Annotated in this window: 12 protein-coding genes and 1 pseudogene; 8 read left to right on the forward strand and 5 right to left on the reverse strand. The window is 71.0% G+C overall.

Annotated features, from left to right (window positions below):
- Window positions 1–50: 50 nt before the first annotated feature.
- Window positions 51–464 (reverse strand): hypothetical protein, encoded by a 414-nt coding sequence (locus ABZX90_RS23950; RefSeq protein WP_355207786.1) that lies wholly within the window; start codon window positions 462–464, stop codon window positions 51–53.
- 339 nt (window positions 465–803) lie between these two features.
- Between ABZX90_RS23950 and ABZX90_RS23955 the strand changes: the two genes are divergently transcribed.
- The 4 genes from ABZX90_RS23955 (at window position 804) to ABZX90_RS23970 (ending at window position 8,208) form a co-directional block, all read left to right on the forward strand.
- Complete coding sequence (locus ABZX90_RS23955) at window positions 804–2,447, forward strand: protein kinase (protein ID WP_355207789.1); 1,644 nt, start codon at window positions 804–806, stop codon at window positions 2,445–2,447.
- 115 nt (window positions 2,448–2,562) lie between these two features.
- Window positions 2,563–4,263 carry a serine/threonine-protein kinase gene (locus tag ABZX90_RS23960; protein WP_355207792.1) on the forward strand — a complete coding sequence of 567 codons (1,701 nt, stop codon included), beginning with the start codon at window positions 2,563–2,565 and terminating at the stop codon, window positions 4,261–4,263.
- 209 nt (window positions 4,264–4,472) lie between these two features.
- Window positions 4,473–6,329: a succinic semialdehyde dehydrogenase gene (locus ABZX90_RS23965; RefSeq protein ID WP_355207795.1), complete on the forward strand. Its 1,857-nt coding sequence runs from the start codon at window positions 4,473–4,475 to the stop codon at window positions 6,327–6,329.
- Window positions 6,330–6,399: 70 nt separating this feature from the next.
- A complete protein-coding gene (locus ABZX90_RS23970) occupies window positions 6,400–8,208 on the forward strand; it encodes a GMC family oxidoreductase (RefSeq protein ID WP_355207798.1) in 1,809 nt (602 codons plus the stop codon).
- Between the two features lie 120 nt (window positions 8,209–8,328).
- On the opposite strand, the gene ABZX90_RS23975 is transcribed toward ABZX90_RS23970, so the two are convergent.
- On the reverse strand, window positions 8,329–9,315 hold the full coding sequence (locus tag ABZX90_RS23975; RefSeq protein ID WP_351126633.1) for an LAETG motif-containing sortase-dependent surface protein: 987 nt from the start codon (window positions 9,313–9,315) through the stop codon (window positions 8,329–8,331).
- 213 nt (window positions 9,316–9,528) lie between these two features.
- Between ABZX90_RS23975 and ABZX90_RS23980 the strand changes: the two genes are divergently transcribed.
- Window positions 9,529–10,725: a hypothetical protein gene (locus tag ABZX90_RS23980; RefSeq protein WP_351126635.1), complete on the forward strand. Its 1,197-nt coding sequence runs from the start codon at window positions 9,529–9,531 to the stop codon at window positions 10,723–10,725.
- A gap of 708 nt (window positions 10,726–11,433) precedes the next feature.
- Here the strand turns inward: ABZX90_RS23980 and ABZX90_RS23985 are convergent.
- Window positions 11,434–11,718: a chorismate mutase gene (locus ABZX90_RS23985; RefSeq protein WP_351126637.1), complete on the reverse strand. Its 285-nt coding sequence runs from the start codon at window positions 11,716–11,718 to the stop codon at window positions 11,434–11,436.
- A 328-nt stretch (window positions 11,719–12,046) separates the two neighbouring features.
- On the opposite strand from ABZX90_RS23985, the gene guaA reads away from it, so the two are divergent.
- Window positions 12,047–13,627 carry a glutamine-hydrolyzing GMP synthase gene (gene guaA / locus ABZX90_RS23990; RefSeq protein ID WP_355207802.1) on the forward strand — a complete coding sequence of 527 codons (1,581 nt, stop codon included), beginning with the start codon at window positions 12,047–12,049 and terminating at the stop codon, window positions 13,625–13,627.
- Window positions 13,628–13,668: 41 nt separating this feature from the next.
- Here the strand turns inward: guaA and ABZX90_RS23995 are convergent, their stop codons facing one another.
- Window positions 13,669–14,139, reverse strand: a complete 471-nt coding sequence (locus ABZX90_RS23995) for a pyridoxamine 5'-phosphate oxidase family protein (protein ID WP_351126640.1) — start codon at window positions 14,137–14,139, stop codon at window positions 13,669–13,671.
- Window positions 14,140–14,294: 155 nt separating this feature from the next.
- Between ABZX90_RS23995 and ABZX90_RS24000 the strand changes: the two genes are divergently transcribed.
- Window positions 14,295–15,089 (forward strand): class II aldolase/adducin family protein, encoded by a 795-nt coding sequence (locus tag ABZX90_RS24000; protein ID WP_351126642.1) that lies wholly within the window; start codon window positions 14,295–14,297, stop codon window positions 15,087–15,089.
- 183 nt (window positions 15,090–15,272) lie between these two features.
- Here ABZX90_RS24000 and ABZX90_RS24005 read toward each other — a convergent pair.
- Window positions 15,273–16,146: pseudogene (locus ABZX90_RS24005) on the reverse strand (DUF4429 domain-containing protein).
- A gap of 519 nt (window positions 16,147–16,665) precedes the next feature.
- On the opposite strand from ABZX90_RS24005, the gene ABZX90_RS24010 reads away from it, so the two are divergent.
- The gene (locus ABZX90_RS24010) at window positions 16,666–17,904 is read left to right on the forward strand and encodes a hypothetical protein (RefSeq protein WP_355207807.1); all 1,239 of its coding nucleotides are present in this window, start codon (window positions 16,666–16,668) and stop codon (window positions 17,902–17,904) included.
- Window positions 17,905–18,001: the final 97 nt, after the last annotated feature.

Raw genomic sequence — 18,001 nt, forward strand, 5'->3', positions numbered from 1 at the left:
GACGGCCGCGCATCCGCCTGCTCCGGCCGGCGGGGCAGGCGGCCGGGGGCTCAGGCGTAGTCCGTGCAAGAACGGACTATCGTATTCCCTTCGATGACCGCCACCTGCGCGCCGATGTAGTCGAGGTCATCGCCGGAGGGCGCCGCGTAAGTGGTGAAGGAGTTAGTCGACCCGTTTCCGTCGTATTCGGAATGCCAGGCCCACTCCGTTACCCATCCAGTGCCTCCGTCTATGGAAACGAGTCGAATGGCCACATGGTGACCATCGGCAGCGGTGTCCTTCACCCAACCGCTGATGTTCACGTGGTTGGCTGTCCAGTTGGTGAACGCGAGACTCCCCGAGGCGCCGGTCACCGAGCATGCGGCTCCGCCACTCGCCGCGCTGGCATTGGTCACTGTGGCTGTGGCGAATATTGCCACCGCCGCGACGCTCGTGACGGAAAGGCGCTTCAATGTGTTTCCCATAAGGAAAAGCGTAAGGCTTCCATGATTCACATGGCAGCGTGATTCCGGCCGCCCGTTTTGCCCTGCATAGTGTATATCGCTTGGCGATTTTCCATGCCTTGTGTCTTTTTCGAAACAGGCTGTGGCCGAAAATGATCGCCCCTGGCTGCCCGGCCCGCTCTGGTCACGCACGCCGACGAACTGGCCGAACTCACCGGCTCCCAGGAGCCGTCGCGCGCCACCGGGCCGCTCGTGTGCCTGAGTTCCCCGGAGCGTGCCACCGGGCTGTCCTGGGGCGGCGGTCTACTTGGCCGGTCGCCGCCACGGAAGGCGTCCGTCCGGTGCGGCATGATGGGGCCCATGGGGACCGAGGGGGAGAACGTCCGTGTGATCGCGGGGCGTTACCGGCTGGAGGCCAGGATCGGCCGGGGCGGCATGGGGGTCGTCTGGCGTGCCACCGACCAACTGCTCGGCCGCCTGGTCGCGGTGAAGGAACTGGCCCTCGACGACTCGCTCTCGGCGGAGGAGGCCCGGCTCCAGCGCGACCGGACCCTGCGCGAGGCCCGTGCCGTGGCGCAACTGCACCACCCGCACATCATCGTCGTCCACGACGTCGTCGTGGACGACGAACGCCCCTACATCGTCATGGAGTTGATCGTCGGCGGCTCGCTCGCCGAACGCATCTCCGCGGACGGACCGGTCGACGCCCGCGAGGCCGCCCGTATCGGCATCGACCTGCTCGGAGCGCTGCGCCGCGCGCACGACGCGGGGGTCCTGCACCGTGACCTCAAGCCCGCCAACGTCCTCGTCGAAGCGGGCACCGACCGTATCGTGCTCACCGACTTCGGGATCGCCCAGGTCGCGGGCGCGACGACGCTCACGGAGAGCGGGGCGTTCGTCGGCTCGCCCGAGTACACCGCGCCCGAGCGGATGTCCGGGGCGCGGACCGGTCCCGAGTCCGACCTGTGGTCCCTCGGCGCGCTGCTGTGCACCGTGCTGAGCGGCGCGTCGCCCTTCCGCCGCGACTCGCTCGGCGGCATCCTGCACGCGGTCGTCGTCGACGAGATCCGTCCGCCGGCCCAGGCGGCACCGCTTCTGCCCGTCGTACGAGGGCTGCTGGAGCGCGATCCGGAGCGGCGGCTCGACGCGGCGGAGGCGGAGCGGATGCTGCGCGCCTTCCGGGACACCGGCCGCACGCCCCGGCTGTCGGTCCCGTACACGCCCACGCGGCGGGACCTCCCCCTGCACAGACCCGCGCCCGCGCCGTCGCCGTCCGGTTCCGGCACGGCGGCGGACCGCCCGCCCAAGCAGTCCACGCGGAGCCTCCTCGTCGCCGCCGCGCTGGTCGCCGCGATGACCGGCGCCGGGGTGTCGGCGGCCGCGCTGCTGATGAACGACGGTGGAGGCGGGGACGGCAGACCGCCCTCGTCGAGCACGCCGGGCACGTCACGGACACCGGGTACGCCGTCCTCCGCATCCGGCACGTTCTCGGCCCCGCCCGCGAGCGCCGCCCCCACCGTCACGGTGACCCGGCGGCAGTCGCCGGCCGCCTCCGCCCGCACAGCACCCTCGGGATACCGCACCGCGTCGGACCCGTACGGCTTCTCGCTCGCGGTGCCCGACGGCTTCACGCGCGATCCGCAGGGGGAGCGGGTCTTCTACATGTCACCGGGGCAGACCTTCCGCCTCGGCATCAAGGTGGCCGAACCCGAGACCGGCGGCCCGCTCGCGGTGATGCGCAGGGCGGACGCCGAGGGGGCCGCCAACAACCCCGGCTACCGCGACGGCACGGTCGCGCGGACCACGCACGACGGACACCCCGCCGCTCTCTGGGAGTTCACCTGGAACGGCTTCAGCAAGGCGGAGGGCGCACGGCACACCTACGACCTGTGCTGGGAGCAGGGCGGCCGGATGTACGACGTGTGGGTCTCGGCGCCGGTCGGGCGGGTGACGGAGGCGAAGGAGTACTTCGACGTGGCCGTGGACACCTTCGTACCCTCGTAGTGGATCCCTTCGTACCCTCGTAAAGGGGAGATAAGGGATGGCGTGCGTCACGGGTCTGTGACCGGTCGGCGACGGGACTGGATGGCGAAGGGCCCGCCGCGATAGAGATGGACCCATGAGCGACAACGGGGGAGTCCCTCACGGGGGAGACGAGCCGACGAGTTTCGGTCTGCAACCGCCGAGACCTGTGGTGCCCGGCCTGCGGTCGGCGGCCCCGGCCGCTGTCCCGTACCCGGGCAATCCGTATGCCACGCCCACCCGGATCGTCCCGGACCAGCCACAGGCTCCCGCGCCCGAACCCCCGCTGGAACCGGGGGCGGGGCGGCTGATCGCCGGGCGCTATCGCCTGCTCGCCAAACTCGGGCACGGCGGCATGGGCACGGTGTGGCGGGCCAAGGACGAGACCGTGGACCGCGAGGTCGCCGTCAAGGAGCCACGCGTTCCGGATCATCTTCCCGAGCGCGAACGTGCCAACGCGTACGAGCGGATGCGGCGCGAGGCGCGCGCGGCGGCGCGGCTCGACCACCCCGCCGTGGTGAACGTCCACGACGTCGCGGTCGTGGACGGGCAGCCCTGGATCGTCATGGAGCTGGTGCGGGGCCGCTCGCTCGGCGACGCCCTTCAGGAGGGCATGCTCGGCGTCCGCGAGGCCGCGCGCATCGGCCTGGAGATCCTCGGCGCCCTGGAGGCCGCGCACGCGGCGGGCGTTCTGCACCGCGACGTCAAGCCCGACAACGTGCTCCTCGGCCGTCACGACCGGGTCGTGCTCACCGACTTCGGCATCGCCCGGATCGAGGGCGAGACCAGCCTGACGGACACCGGCGGCTTCGTCGGCTCGCCCGAATACATCGCCCCGGAAAGGGTGGTGGGCCAGAGCGCCGGTCCCGCCTCCGACCTCTGGTCGCTCGGCGTGGTGCTCTACACCGCGACCGAAGGCGTCTCCCCGTTCCGTCGCAGCAACACGCCCGCCACGCTGCAGTCGGTTCTCAACTCCACGCCGACCGCGCCCGCTTCGACGAGCGGCCCGCTCGCGGAGGTGATCAACGGCCTGCTCGCCAAGGAGCCGTCCCACCGCCCCGGAGCGGCCGAGGTCCGGCGCCTCCTGGCGGAAGCCGCACAGCCGCCGGCCCCGGCGCCCACGCAGATCGTGCGGATCGAGGGCCCGGACGGCCCCGGAGGGTCCGGCGCCACGGGCATCCGGGTCGGCCGCAAGGCCCTGATCGGCCTCGGGGCGGCGGTCGTCGCGGCCGCGGTGGCGGTGTACCTGGTGATCGCGGACCCGTTCGCCGGTCCGCTGCCGGACGGCTGGCAGAAGAGACACGTGCCGGACGTCGCCGCGACGCTCGCGGTGCCCGACGGCTACGAGAAGGGGACCCCGGACCGTACGTCGGACAAGGGTCACTGGGTCACGTACACCGACCGGAGCGGGAGCATCTCGATCGGTCTGAGCCTCGCCAAGAAGTCCGAGGACACCAGCAAGGAGATCAAGGACTCCGCGCGGGCCGAGATGTACGCGGACGACGGCGGGTTCAAGGCGAGCGGCTCGTACCCCCTGGCCATGCCCGAGGGTCCGAAGACGATCCCGGACGCCAAGGCGACGTATCAGGGCAGGGAGTCCGCCGAGAACACGGTGCGGTACAGGACCACCGACAGCCAGAACCCCCGTCCCCGCGAACTCCGGCTCTTCTACTACAAGTCGAAGGCGGGCGACATGTACAAGCTCACGATCAGCTATCCGGGCGACGGCGACTTCACGGCGCGGGGCCGTGAAGTCGCCGAGGCGGCGATCGCGAACCTGGACATCGACAAGCCGTGACCGACCGGGACGGTGCCGTGTCGGCGGAGGCGGTCCCGCTCCCGGTGACCGGACTGTGACCGGAAAATCGAGCCCCCGGTGATCGCGGGATCGACAACGCCCTGATCAGCGTATTTGCTGCCAGTGATCACTGGCGGTGTGTGAGCACTCCGTGAAAGGCCATTACCGACGGGTACCCAAAGGGAGCGAGCAGGCATACCCTGCGGCTCATGACGGACTCGCAGGCCGCGGAGCAGGCCACGGAAAAGACCGGCACCGACGAGACGGCCGGTACCGACGCAACGGTCGGCGCGGCCGCCGTGACCGGCGCGGACCTGACGTCCACCGCCGACGCGACCACCGATGCCGACGCCACCAGCGAGGCCGAGGCATCGGCATCGGCAGTGGCAGTGGCAGTGGCACAGACAGTGGCCGGTCCGGATGACACCGACGGTTCCGACGCCACCGCGGGCGCGGACGCCACCGCGGTTCCCGATGCCGTCGGTACCAACCCCCTCGCCCCCGCCCCGGCCGGCGCCCGCACCGCCGCCGATGTCGTCACTCCCGAGCTCGTCGCGCAGCTCACCAAGGGCGTGGCCGGGTCCGGGCGGACCGCCAACCACACGCCGTTCACCGGCGAGAAGCTGGCCGACCTGCCCGAGTCCACCCCTCAGGACGTCGAGAAGGCCTTCGAGCGGGCCCGTGCCGCCCAGATCGCCTGGGGCGCCACCCCCGTACGGCAGCGCGCCGCCGTCCTGCTCCGTTTCCACGACCTCGTGCTCGCCCGCCAGGCCGAGGTGCTGGACCTCATCCAGCTGGAGACCGGCAAGGCCCGTCTGCACGCTCACGAAGAGGTCCAGGCCGTCGCGGTCGCCGCGCGGCACTACGGACGCAAGGCACCCTCGTACCTGCGTCCCAAGCGTCACGCCGGCGCGGTCCCGACCCTCACCAAGGTCACCGAACTGCGTCACCCGCGCGGTGTCGTCGGACAGATCGCGCCCTGGAACTACCCGCTGGAGCTGTCGGTCGGCGACGCGCTGCCCGCCTTCGTCGCGGGCAACGCGGTCGTCATGAAGCCCGACACCGAGACCTGCCTCACCGCCCTGTGGGCGCGTGACCTGCTCATCGAGGCCGGGCTGCCCGCCGAGGTCTTCCAGGTCGTCCTCGGGGACGGGCCGGTCGTCGGACCCGAGGTCGTCAAGCACGCCGACTACGTGTCCTTCACGGGGTCGACGCGCACCGGCCGCGAGGTCGCCCAGGGCGCGGCCGCCCGGCTCGTCGGCGTCTCCCTCGAACTCGGCGGCAAGAACGCCATGGTGGTCCTCGAGGACGCCGACCTCGACAAGGCCGCCGCGGGCGCCGTCCGCGCCTGCTTCTCCTCCGCCGGTCAACTCTGCATCTCCATCGAGCGGTTGTACGTCCACGAGTCGATCGCCGACGCCTTCGCGGAGCGGTTCGCCGCCCGGACGAAGGCCATGCGACTCGGCACGTCCCTGGCGTACGGGGCCGACATGGGGTCGCTGGTCGGGGAGCGGCAGCTGGAGACCGTGACACGGCACGTCGAGGAGGCCGTGGCGAAGGGCGCCAAGGTCCTCGCGGGCGGAGTCGCGCGCCCCGACATCGGTCCCTACTTCTACGAGCCCACCATCCTCGACGGAGTGGAGGCCCCGATGGCCGTCTGCGCCGAGGAGACCTTCGGACCGGTCGTCTCCCTCTACCGGTTCACCACCGAGGACGAGGTCGTCGAACTCGCCAACTCCACGGCGTACGGGCTCAATTCGTCCGTCTGGACGAAGGACGGCCGACGTGGCCGCGCGGTCGCGGCCCGGCTGCGGACCGGCACGGTCAACGTCAACGAGGGCTACGCGCCCGCGTACGGCAGCGTCCAGTCGCCCATGGGCGGCATGAAGGACTCCGGCCTCGGCCGCCGGCACGGCTCCGAGGGCATCCTCAAGTACACCGAGGCACAGACCGTCGCCCACCAGAGGCTGCTGCCGATGGCGCCGTCCCTCGGCATGGACGACGAGAAGTACGCGGCGTTCATGAGCCGGAGCCTCAAGGTCATGAAGGCGTTCCGGCTGCGCTAGCCCGCGGCCCTTCGCACACCCCGACAACGATCGACGGTTCTCAACCGGTTCTCGACGAGGAGAGCGGCACGTGTCACAGGAGAGCTCTGTCCAGGAACAGCCGGACGAGGGAACGTACGACTACGACGTGATCGTCGTCGGATCCGGTTTCGGCGGGTCCGTCACCGCCCTGCGGCTGACGGAGAAGGGATACCGCGTAGGTGTCCTCGAAGCGGGCCGGCGCTTCACCCGCGACACGCTTCCCAAGAACTCCTGGGACATCAAGAACTACCTCTGGGCCCCGCGGCTCGGCATGTACGGCATCCAGCGCATCCATCTGCTGGGCAATGTGATGGTGCTCGCGGGGGCGGGTGTCGGCGGCGGTTCGCTCAACTACGCCAACACCCTCTACGTACCGCCGAAGCCCTTCTTCGAGGACCCGCAGTGGAAGGACATCACCGACTGGGAAGGGGAGTTGAAGCCGTACTACGACCAGGCCCGGCGCATGCTGGGTGTGCGGCTCAACCCGACCATGACCCCGTCGGACGTGCACCTCAAGGCCGCCGCGGAGCGGATGGGGGTCGGCGACACCTTCCACATGGCGCCCGTGGGCGTCTTCTTCGGCGACGGACAGGACGCCGACGGGGCGGCCAGGGCCGAGCCCGGCGCGGAGATCGCCGACCCGTACTTCGGGGGTGTCGGCCCCGCCCGCAAGGCCTGCACCGAGTGCGGCGAGTGCATGACGGGCTGCCGCCACGGCGCCAAGAACACCCTCAACGAGAACTACCTCCACCTCGCCGAGAAGGCGGGCGCCGCCGTCCATCCCATGACGACCGTCGTGTCCGTCACCGACGACTCGCGGGGCGGGTACGCCGTCCAGACCCTCCCGACGGACGAGCGGCGCAAGGGAGCGGGCCGGACTTTCACGGCGCACCGGGTCGTCCTCGCGGCCGGCACCTACGGCACCCAGACCCTGCTGCACCGTATGAAGGCGGGCGGCCAGCTGCCGTACCTGTCGAACAAGCTGGGCGAGCTGACCCGCACCAACTCCGAGGCGCTGGTCGGCGCGCAGACCGACAACCGCCGCTACCGGAAGGCGCACGGCACGCCCAAGGCCGACTTCACCCAGGGTGTCGCGATCACGTCCTCGATCCACCCGGACGAGAACACCCACATCGAACCCGTCCGCTACGGCAAGGGCTCCAACGCGATGGGCGGCATGTCCATCCTCCAAGTCCCTTACGCGGAGGGCTCGTCGAGGGTGGCCGGATGGCTGGTCAACGCGGCCAGGCACCCGCTGCTGGTGCTCCGCTCGCTCTCCAACCGGCGCTGGTCCGAACGCACCATCATCGGGCTGGTCATGCAGTCCCTCGACAACTCCCTGACGACCTACCTGAAGCCGAAGGGCGCGGGCAAGGGGCTGTTGACGGCACGTCAGGGGCACGGAGCTCCCAACCCCAAGCAGATCAAGGCCGCTTCGCAGGCCGCCTCCGCCATCGCCGAGGAGATCAACGGCTTCGCGGGCAGCAACGTCGGCGAGCTGATGGGCACCCCGCTCACGGCCCACTTCCTCGGCGGCTGCCCGATCGGCGCCGGTGCGGACGAGGGCGTCATCGACCCCTACCACCGCCTCTACGGCCACCCGGGCATCTCCGTCGTCGACGGCGCCGCCGTCTCGGCGAACCTCGGCGTCAACCCGTCGCTCACCATCACCGCGCAGGCCGAGCGGGCCATGTCGTTCTGGCCCAACAAGGGCGAGGCGGATCCGCGTCCGGCGCCGGGAGCCGCGTACGAGCGTCTCAAGGCGGTCGAGCCGCGCCGGCCCGCCGTCCCCGCGGACGCCTTCGCCGCACTGAGGCTGCCGTTCCTCGGCATGCCGACGATGCCACCGAAGCCGTAGCCCCGGGCGGCCCTGGACGGAACCCGGGCCCGGACGTGAAGAAGGACCTGCACCCCCCTCCGAGCGCAGGTCCTTCTTTTCTTGCGAGGCTGATGCCCGCGTCAGTCGTGCAGGCGCGTGTTACGCGGTCGCGCCAGCGGACTTGCGGCGACGGACGACGACCAGCGCACCGGCACCGGCGACGACGGCGATACCGCCGGCGAGGCCGATCATCGGCAGGGCGGAGCTGGAGCCCGTCTCGGCGAGGCTGCCGTCGACCTCCGGCGTGTTGCTCTTGTCGGCCGGCTTGTCCGAGACCGGAACCTTGCCGCCTTCCTGCGGCTTGGTGCCGCCGGTGTCCGTGCCGGCCGCGACGATCTGGAACTTGTACGCGACCTCGCCGAAGCCGGTGCACTCCGCGTCGGCGTCACCGTAGATGCTGGCGCCGAGGGAGAAGCCGGCGCCGACCGGGGCGCTGGACTTCACGTTGATGCGGAGCGGGATGTCGACCTCGTAGTCGGGCTTGAGCTCGTCGGTGTAGCCGACGAAACCGACCGCGTACCCCTCGGAGTCGACGTCCTCCCAGACCTTGTCGGCCGGGTTGTACGCCTGGAGCTGGACCTTCTTGCTCTGGAAGAGGTCCTCGCCCGCCTTGTCGGAGGACGCGCCGGCGAAGAAGCCGAGGTCGCTCAGGGTGGAGTCGGAGTTGTTCAGTACGTCCAGGGAGAACTTGTGCCAGCCGCTGCCCGCCGCGATCTTGCCGGGCAGGCCGCTGATGGACACCTGGACCTTGGAGTCCTCGCACTCGGAGGGCTCGGGGTCCGGGGACTCCGACTCCTCGGGCTCGGAGGTGCTCGGCGCCGGGGACGACGCCGGAGCGGAGTCGCTGGGCGCCGGAGCGGAGGCGCTCGTGGACGCGGAAGCGGAAGCGGAGGCCGACGCTGTGTCGGACGGCTCGGGGGTGGTCTCGGACGGGCTCGGCGACGCCGACTCGACCGGGGACTCGGACACGCTGGCGCTCGGGGAGGGGCTATCGTCCGCGAACGCGGCCGGCGCGACCGACAGCAACGCGAGCGGGGCTATGACAGCCGTCGCGGCCGCGGTGGCCATGGCACGGCGAAGCTTCATGAAGACCTCGGAAGTCCGGTGCGCCACGAACTCGCGGCGCGCATATGGCATGTATGGGTGAGGCCTCCGCGTGTGGGGCGCGGGTGTGGCCGTTGGTTCTGCAGGTGTGACCGGCGAACGCTGAGAATGGTTGTCCTCCAACTCATGGAATCTTTATGTGGGCTGAGTCACATTCAGGTCCGCCTTGTGTACATCCTTTCGAACCGCTTAGAAATGTTCTTCGTGTCTGACATACAGCCCGAGGAAACCGGGGAGCCCGCGGTCCCCGACGACGTGTGGGAACGCTTCGCGCGCGACAGCGAACGCGACATCCGCAGTTCCGCCCCCAAGGAGCCGTCCGCGCGGGCGCGCATGGTCACTGAGCGGCTGCGTCAGCAGGACGCGCGGGAGGCGGAGCGGGCCTCCCGTCGGGGCAGGAAGGACGCGCGGCGGGCTGCCCAGCCCGAGGGCTGGCGGACGGGTCCCGCGTGGCGCGAGAGGGACGGGCGCGCCGCCCGGCGCCGCCGGCTGTGGGCGATCGTCGGAGTCCCGCTCGCCGTCGCCGCGGCGGTCGTCGCGATGAAGCCGTCCCTGCTGCCCGGCGATCCGTTCGGCACCTCGGCCAGGGGCTCCTCGGACGCCACCCAGCTGCCCGCCGAGACCGCGGCCCCGACCGTGCCGCCCTCCGCCGCGGACTCCGGATCGCCCACCAGGGAACGGCCGTTCGCGGGATCGCCCGCCGAGCGCTGGGCCGACGGCGCGGCCGGCATCGTCGTCCCGAAAGCCGCCCCGGTCGGCTCCCTCACGAAGGAGCAGGTGGCCACCGCGCTCCGGCAGACGAAGAACCTGCTCGTCGGGGCGAACCTCGACCCGGCGACCCTGCGCGGCGAGCGTCCCGAGGCGGCGATCGGCGTCCTCGACCCCAAGCAGCCGCGGATGGTCGACGACGTGAACCGCCTGCTGCGCGCGCCGGACAAGAAGCACGATCCGCTGACGCTCTTCAGCCGGTTCGACCCCGACGAGGCACGCCTGGTCGGCGACGTGGTCAAGACCCGCGGCCGGATCACCTTCAAGGCGGGCGAGGACGCGTCCGTCGCCATCCACGCCGACTACACCTTCGTCTATCCGGTGTCCCCGGCCGGGAGCGAGTCGACCGAGGTGACCCGCACCATCGTGCGCCGCGTCCTCGACGTCTCGTTCTCCGATCCGAGGAAGTTCCGGGTCACCCCAGGTAAATTGACGGTCCGTCAGTACACCGAGAACATCGGCAACTCCGCCTGCGACGTCTACGACGGCTTCCTGCACCCGCAGTTCGTGTCGACCACCCCCACCGGCGCGCCGCCGACGGGCCCGACCACCGACCCGTACGACCGCAGTCGCGACCTCCAGGAATCCGCCTCGGTCGGCTGCGGCACGGTGTCCCGCACCTGACCGCGTGCGTGCCCCGGCACGGCGAAGGGCCCCGCTGGACGGATGTCCGCGGGGCCCTTCTTCCGTCAGCACCGACGTCAGGGCAGCGCCGGTGCCTGGGAGCGGCGCCGGGGGTGCGCCGCTGGTCACAGGGGTGGCCGCCGGGTCGTGCGCCGCGGTGCGCGAGGAGCGCGCGCGGGGTGCCGAACCTGGGCGGCCGCGCCGCGGCGGTGTGGCTCCGCGGCGACGGATTCAGTTGTCCGGTGAAGGTCGACGGGGGCGTCCGGAACGGGACTGGGGGCCGTCCCGCGGGCCGGCCGCACCATGTGGGCCGTGCGGTGTGCGCTGTTCTCGCATCGTGTTTCGATGGGCGACGGCCTCCGCAACCGCCGCGACACCGCTGAACAGTTTCCGTCGGACGGCCCCGGGCGTCCCCGGAGCCGACCGTTCTCTTGAGTGACCGGGCTGCTGTCCCCTGCCGTCCGGTCACACCACCTGGAGCGAGGTCCCACGACGCACGGCACGATCCGTGCGTCTCATCGCTCCAGCGGAGCCACGCGTGGTTCTTTCGGGCCCGCCCCTGGCTGACACGGACATCAGGAGAAACGAAGTCCGCGGCGACCCGGTCACGCGCCGTACGGGTGAGACGGAATGCGTACGTGCGTACGCCGGGTACGGGGCCCTGCGGCCCGGACGCCCCGCTCCCTCGCCGTACCCGGGCCACGGGTTTCAGACACGGCCGCGGCACAGTTCGAGGAGGGTCATGGCCAGCGAGGTGCCCGGCTTGCCGAGCGCCTCCCGGTAGTGGCCGAGGATCTCCATCTCGCGGGAGAGGTTGACCCGCCGGCCGCCGGAGGTGATCCGGGCCTCCTGGATCACGGCCGAGACGGCCATCCGTTCCTGGACGAGACCGATGATCCGGTCGTCGAGGGCGTCGATGCGCTCACGGGCGCCGGTGATCACATCAGCGGCCTCGTCGGTGCGGGCGCCGGTCTTGTCGAGTACGTCGGTCATGGCGGGGCTCCTCGGTGGAAGGGGTGCCCCGGAGCGGCATGGCCCGGAAACGGCAGACGCCCCGGGCCTTGTCGGCCCGGGGCGCCTGGGAAGTCGCTTGTCAGTTGCTCAAGCAGCACGACCATGGCAGCCGGTGGGCCGGTTGCCATAGGTAAACAGGAAGGTCGTGTGCGTGAGCATGACGGCAGTATGCACCCCCGCGGAGGCGCCGGCCAAGCAGGTTCGGATGGTGAGACCCGGGCCGGGAACCCCGGCGGCGCCACCCCCACCGCGGCCCCCGGTAGAATCGGCCGTACACACCCTTTTGCTCACCGCCGGAAGGCAGACCGTGCCAGAAGCGTCCCCCGCCGCCCCCGACACCGTCCTGGTCGTCGATTTCGGTGCGCAGTACGCCCAGCTCATCGCCCGTCGCGTCCGTGAGGCCCGGGTATACAGCGAGATCGTGCCGAGCACCATGCCGGTCCAGGAGATGCTCGCCAAGAACCCGGCCGCGATCATCCTCTCCGGCGGCCCCTCGTCGGTGTACGCGGAGGGCGCCCCGCGCCTGGACCGCGAGCTCTTCGAGGCGGGCGTCCCCGTCTTCGGCATGTGCTACGGCTTCCAGCTGATGGCGACCACCCTCGGCGGCACCGTCGACAACACCGGCGCCCGCGAGTACGGCCGTACGCCGCTGCACGTCTCGAAGTCGGGCTCCACCCTCTTCGAGGGCACCCCCGACGAGCAGCCGGTGTGGATGTCGCACGGCGACGCCTGCTCCGCCGCTCCCGAGGGCTTCACCGTCACGGCCTCCACGGACGTCGTCCCGGTCGCCGCCTTCGAGAACGACGAGAAGAAGCTCTACGGCGTCCAGTACCACCCCGAGGTCATGCACTCCACGCACGGCCAGCAGGTCCTGGAGCACTTCCTGTACCGCGGCGCGGGTCTCACCCCGTCCTGGACCACCGGCAACGTCATCGACGAGCAGGTCGCCCTGATCCGCGAGCAGGTCGGCACCAAGCGCGCGATCTGCGGTCTGTCCGGCGGAGTGGACTCGGCGGTCGCCGCGGCCCTCGTGCAGAAGGCCATCGGCTCCCAGCTGACCTGCGTGTACGTCGACCACGGGCTGATGCGCCAGGGTGAGACCGAGCAGGTCGAGAAGGACTTCGTCGCCGCGACCGGCGTGCAGCTGAAGGTCGTGGACGCGGAGGAGCGCTTCCTCACCGCGCTCAAGGGCGTCTCGGACCCCGAGGAGAAGCGGAAGATCATCGGGCGCGAGTTCATCCGCGTCTTCGAGCAGGCCCAGGCGGAGATCATCGCCGAGGCCGCCGAGGGCGAGGACGTCGCGTTCCTGGTCCAGGGCACGCTCTACCCGGACGTCGTCGAGTCCGGCGGCGGCACCGGCACCGCCAACATCAAGTCCCACCACAACGTGGGCGGCCTCCCCGAGGACCTGGAGTTCCAGCTCGTCGAGCCGCTGCGCAAGCTGTTCAAGGACGAGGTCCGGATGGTCGGCCAGGAGCTCGGCCTGCCGGACGAGATCGTCCAGCGCCAGCCGTTCCCCGGCCCCGGACTCGGCATCCGGATCGTCGGCGAGGTCACCAAGGAGCGTCTGGACCTGCTCCGTCACGCCGACGCCATCGCCCGCGAGGAGCTCACCGCCGCCGGTCTCGACCGGGACATCTGGCAGTGCCCGGTGGTCCTGCTCGCGGACGTGCGCAGCGTGGGCGTCCAGGGCGACGGCCGGACGTACGGCCACCCGATCGTGCTCCGTCCGGTGTCCAGCGAGGACGCCATGACGGCCGACTGGTCGCGGCTGCCGTACGACGTCCTGGCGAAGATCTCGACCCGGATCACCAACGAGGTCGCGGACGTCAACCGCGTCGTGCTCGACGTGACGAGCAAGCCCCCGGGCACCATCGAGTGGGAGTAGTCCCCCCGGGGTCACTCTCCCTGGGGGAGTGACCCTCCCCCTCAGGTCCGCTTGAGCGTGCGCACCGGCGCGCCGGGCTTCCAGACCTGGACGACCAGATACGTGTCGTCCTCGACGTAGGTCCGCGTGACCTCCGCCAGTTCGGTGCGGAAGAGGTGGAACGGCTGCGGCGGTTCCACCTCTTTCACGTACGCCGCCTTCGCGGGGGCGTCGTCGCCCACCTCGACCGCCCGCCCGCTGATCCGTACGTCGCCGCCGCCCATGTCGGTACCGGCACCCGGGTTCGCCTGGAGCGCGAAGCGCGGGTCGCGGCGCAGGTCGAGGACCTTGAGGGAGTCCGGCATCATGCCGAGCCACAGCTCGCCGTCCAGGAAGCGCACCTCGATACCGGACGTGCGGGGCGAGCCGTCCTTGCGGAGGGTCGCGAGAATGTGGTGGGTGAAGGCGCCGAAGCGCTGCTCGACGGTCTCGGCGAGGACCGGTTCGGCCAGGGAGAGAGCTGCCCAGTTCATGACCCGAGTCTTACGCGTATACCCGACATCTCCTGTCGGGTTTTATCGGTGTCCCTCTTTGTTCCTCTTTTTTCTCTCACGGAACACCCCTGTTCTCCTGCGCTGACCCCGGGTAACTTCCGCTCCGTACCGAACACGCCAGTGCTGGAGGACCTATGCACGGGCCCACCCCGCCCCTGCCCCGCCCCACCGACCAGCTGCGGTTCGCCATGCCGCCGATGCACGAATCGATGGACGACGAACGGCGGCACCGCAAGGAGCGGCTGGCCGGCGCGCTGCGGCTGTTCGGACGGCTCGGCTTCGAGGACGGCGTCTCCGGGCACATCACGGCGCGCGACCCGGAGTACAGCGACTGCTTCTGGGTCAACCCGTTCGGCATGCCGTTCAAGCACGTCACCGTGGGCGACCTGGTCATGGCCAACCAGGACGGGCAGGTGATCCAGGGCCGCTACCACGTGAACCAGGCGGCGTTCACCGTGCACTCCCAGGTCCACGCCGCCCGCCCCGACGTCGTCGCCGTCGCCCACTGCCACTCCGTGCACGGCCGCGCCCTCGCCGCCCTCGGTGACCTGCTCGACCCGATCACCCAGGAGAGCTGTGCCTTCTACGAGGACCACGCTCTGTACGACGCCTATACCGGGGTCGCCGTCGACGCGGAGGAGGGCCGCCGGATCGCGTCCGCGCTGGGCAGCCGCAAGGCGCTGGTGCTGCGCAACCACGGACTGCTCACCGTCGGGGACTCGGTCGACGCGGCGGCCTGGTGGTTCCTGTCCATGGAGCGGTCGAGCCAGGTCCAGCTCACCGCGAAGGCCGCGGGCCGGCCGCTCCTCATCGACCACAAGCAGGCGGTCGCCACCCGCGAACAGCTCGGCGGCGACCTGGTGGCGTGGATCAACTACCAGCCGTTGTGGCAGGACATCAGCCGCAGCGAACCTGATCTCCTCAGCTAGGGGCTGTCCGGTCGGTCACGGTGGAGGATGCCAACAGCGCCTGGTCGGTGCAGATGTGCGTGCCACACCCCGCGTCTCCGCCGTGAACGACCGGACAGGTCCCAGGGGCTGCCGTTCGGATCGGGTCTGTCGCGGTGCGGACGGCGCTCTGTTCGGCGAGGGTGGCCGATTCCTGCGACGTCACTAGAAGCCCCGCAGAACTGCCGCCTTCGTCATCGCGAACTCCTCGTCCGTCAGGACACCGTCGCTGTGCAGCTCACCCAACTCCCGCAGACGGCGCAGCAGTACGTCGTGATGGTCGGACCGCGGCGGTACCACCGGGGACGGTTGAGGACGGTCGACGTACTCGCCGACGCGCGTGGAGGGATGCGGCAGCCGTGCCGTGACCGCGGTGGCGACCAGCGCCGTGAGCAGGTCGCGGCGGGTGCTGCCCCACAGATCGAGGGCGTACGGGTCCTTCTCGGGCGGCAGTTTGGAGAAGACCGCCTCGCGCGTCACGAACCGCAGGAAGCCGTCTTCGTAGCCGGAGTTGGGCAGCCACTCGACCTGTACGAGGTCGCCCAGGGCGATGATGCGCGGACCCGTCGCCCGCTTGACCCGGTCCGAGGTGTCCGCCCAGTCGATGCGCACCTGCGTCCCGTCGAAGGAGACCGTGCCGTCGCTGGAACGGACGGACACCGGGACGGGCGGTCCCGGGAGCAGATACGTCTTCGCCGGTTCCTTGGGGATCTGGTCCAGGAGCAGTGCGCGGCGGATCTCCTCGGCGACGTACTCGGCCACTCCGGAGCGGTCGATGTCGATCGCCAACCGGTAGGGGTCCGCCGTGTCGGGCAGTCGGCCCCCGGTCGCCTGAAGCAGCGGGTCGGCGCCCTCGCGCAGGCGCAGGCGGCCCCGCTTGCGTTCGGGTTCGTACACGATGCCCGACACCGCCTCCAGGGGAACGGAGATCTCCCCGTACGTCTGCCGGAACAGCGGCACGGTGCGGTGCAGTCCCGGCGTGATCCTGACCGCTGCCGTCGAAGGCCCAGGTCCCGTCGCGCTGGATGATCTCGGCCATGGAGAAATTCTCGCAGCCGGGTCAACACGGGGTCCGGCACTTCACCCGCGCTGACCCGACCTGACGCATGCGCGCCGCACTTCGTACGGCACAATTCGCTGTCGTCACGGGGCAGTTGTCAGGCAGGTGTGCGGCAGTCAGGCGTACGGTCGCCAGGCGTACGGACGTCGGGTGCACGTGACGCCTCGGCGGTGGGGCGGTCGGGCGTATCTGATGCCTTGGCTGTGGGACGGTCGGTCGGGCGTGCGTGATGCCTTGGCTGTGGGACGGTCGGTCGGGCGTACGTGAAGCCTCGGCTGTGGGTCGGTCGGTCGGGCGTACGTGATGCCTCGGCTGTACGGAGTTTTCTGGCGCGGGAAGGCGGCAGTGGGCGTGGCGGTGCAGGAGGCGAGACACGGTGCGGGGCACGGTGCCGGGTCGGGTGCCGGGTCGGGCACCGGACCGGGCGGCGGGCGGAGCGGTGGTCCGGGCAGTGGTCCGGGTGGAGGCCCGAGCGGTGGCCTGGGCGGGGGGTCGGGTGTGCACGAGGGTGGCTGCACCTGCGGGGACTGCCCGCACGGGGCGCGTACGGGGCACCGGCGGGCTGTCGCCGCATTCCTCGCCAAACGCGACGAGTTGGCGTCCGGGCAAGGACTGCCCGCCGCCGTCGCGCACTCCGCGTCCGCGTCCCGGCAGTGGGTGTCCGACGAACTCACCCAGTCCGCGGACCTCGTCGCCGAACGCGGCCGCCTCGAAGGCGAGGCATGGCTGGGGCGGCTGTGGCGGTACACCGCGTACACCGTCTGGGGTGCGGCGATCGCCCTCCTTCTCGTGCAGGCGCTCACCGCGATCGGGGCCGGCTGGACGGCGGCGCGCACGGCCGGGCTGCTCGCGGCGGTCGTCCTGGCCGGACTCCTGACCGGGGCGGCGTGGCTGCACCGGACGCGGGGCGGAGCCCTCGCGCCGGTCATCGGCGAGGACAACCGTCTCTCCACCTCCCGTGCGGTCGCCGCCGGTTGGGTGCTGCTCGTGGTCTACGCGGTGCTCGTGCTGGTGGGGCAGCTCGCGGCGGCCTCCGGGCACGGTCGCCGGGACGAACTCATCGCCGGGCTCGAACTCGCCCGGGGCGCCGGTGTCGTGACCGTCGTCGCCGTGTTGTGCGGGGTGGCGGTGCTGGTGCGACGGGTGGTCGGGCTGCGGGTACTGGGGCAGCGGCTGCAGAAGCTACGCGCGGATCGGCCGCGCGCGGCGGACCTGCTGACCGACGACTCCGGGCGGGGGAGCTTCGCCGACATCCAGTACGTCGTGATCAGCGGGGTCGCTCTGGTCTTCGCGGCGGTGCGGCTGGCCCGGCGGCCGTCGCAGTTGCCGGATCTTCCGTGGGGGCTGGCGGTGCTGGTGCTGGTGTCGGCCGCGACCTATCTCGCCGGGAAGTACGCCGAGGGCGGGCGGCCGGTGATCCTCTCCGTGGTCCGTGCCCGAGAGGCGGGCGACCTCGACGCGCCCATTCGCACCGGGGACGACATCGAGATCCGGGGGGCCGGGTTCGTGCCGCCCGGGGCGCAGAGCGCGGACCGCTTGTCGCGGATGGTCGTGCGGATCGGGGCGGTGCATGTGCATGTGCCGTTGGTGCCGGTGTCCGGGGGGTTCAGCAATCCGACGGACGCGGTGCTGACGGTGCCGGTGCCGGTGGATGTCGAGCCGGGGCGCGTGGAGGTGCAGGTGGTCACCGCGGCGGGGGTCGAGACGAATCGGTGCGAGATCGATGTGACCGACTGAGGGCTGCGGGTTCGCTCGCGCCGGCGGTGCGGGTGCCGGTGCGGGTGCGTTGTGGGTCGGGGCCGTGCCGGTACATCCCCGTCCGTCGCCGCTGGAT

Source organism: Streptomyces sp. NPDC002935 (assembly GCF_040611295.1).
Taxonomy (GTDB): Bacteria; Actinomycetota; Actinomycetes; order Streptomycetales; family Streptomycetaceae; genus Streptomyces.

Bases quoted from the DNA above. Each gene is read 5' to 3' on its own strand.
- ABZX90_RS23950 (WP_355207786.1), bottom strand. From the start codon at position 464: ATGGGAAACACATTGAAGCGCCTTTCCGTCACGAGCGTCGCGGCGGTG.
- ABZX90_RS23955 (WP_355207789.1), top strand. From the start codon at position 804: ATGGGGACCGAGGGGGAGAACGTCCGTGTGATCGCGGGGCGTTACCGG.
- ABZX90_RS23960 (WP_355207792.1), top strand. From the start codon at position 2,563: ATGAGCGACAACGGGGGAGTCCCTCACGGGGGAGACGAGCCGACGAGT.
- ABZX90_RS23965 (WP_355207795.1), top strand. From the start codon at position 4,473: ATGACGGACTCGCAGGCCGCGGAGCAGGCCACGGAAAAGACCGGCACC.
- ABZX90_RS23975 (WP_351126633.1), bottom strand. From the start codon at position 9,315: ATGAAGCTTCGCCGTGCCATGGCCACCGCGGCCGCGACGGCTGTCATA.
- ABZX90_RS23980 (WP_351126635.1), top strand. From the start codon at position 9,529: ATGTTCTTCGTGTCTGACATACAGCCCGAGGAAACCGGGGAGCCCGCG.
- ABZX90_RS23985 (WP_351126637.1), bottom strand. From the start codon at position 11,718: ATGACCGACGTACTCGACAAGACCGGCGCCCGCACCGACGAGGCCGCT.
- ABZX90_RS23995 (WP_351126640.1), bottom strand. From the start codon at position 14,139: ATGAACTGGGCAGCTCTCTCCCTGGCCGAACCGGTCCTCGCCGAGACC.
- ABZX90_RS24000 (WP_351126642.1), top strand. From the start codon at position 14,295: ATGCACGGGCCCACCCCGCCCCTGCCCCGCCCCACCGACCAGCTGCGG.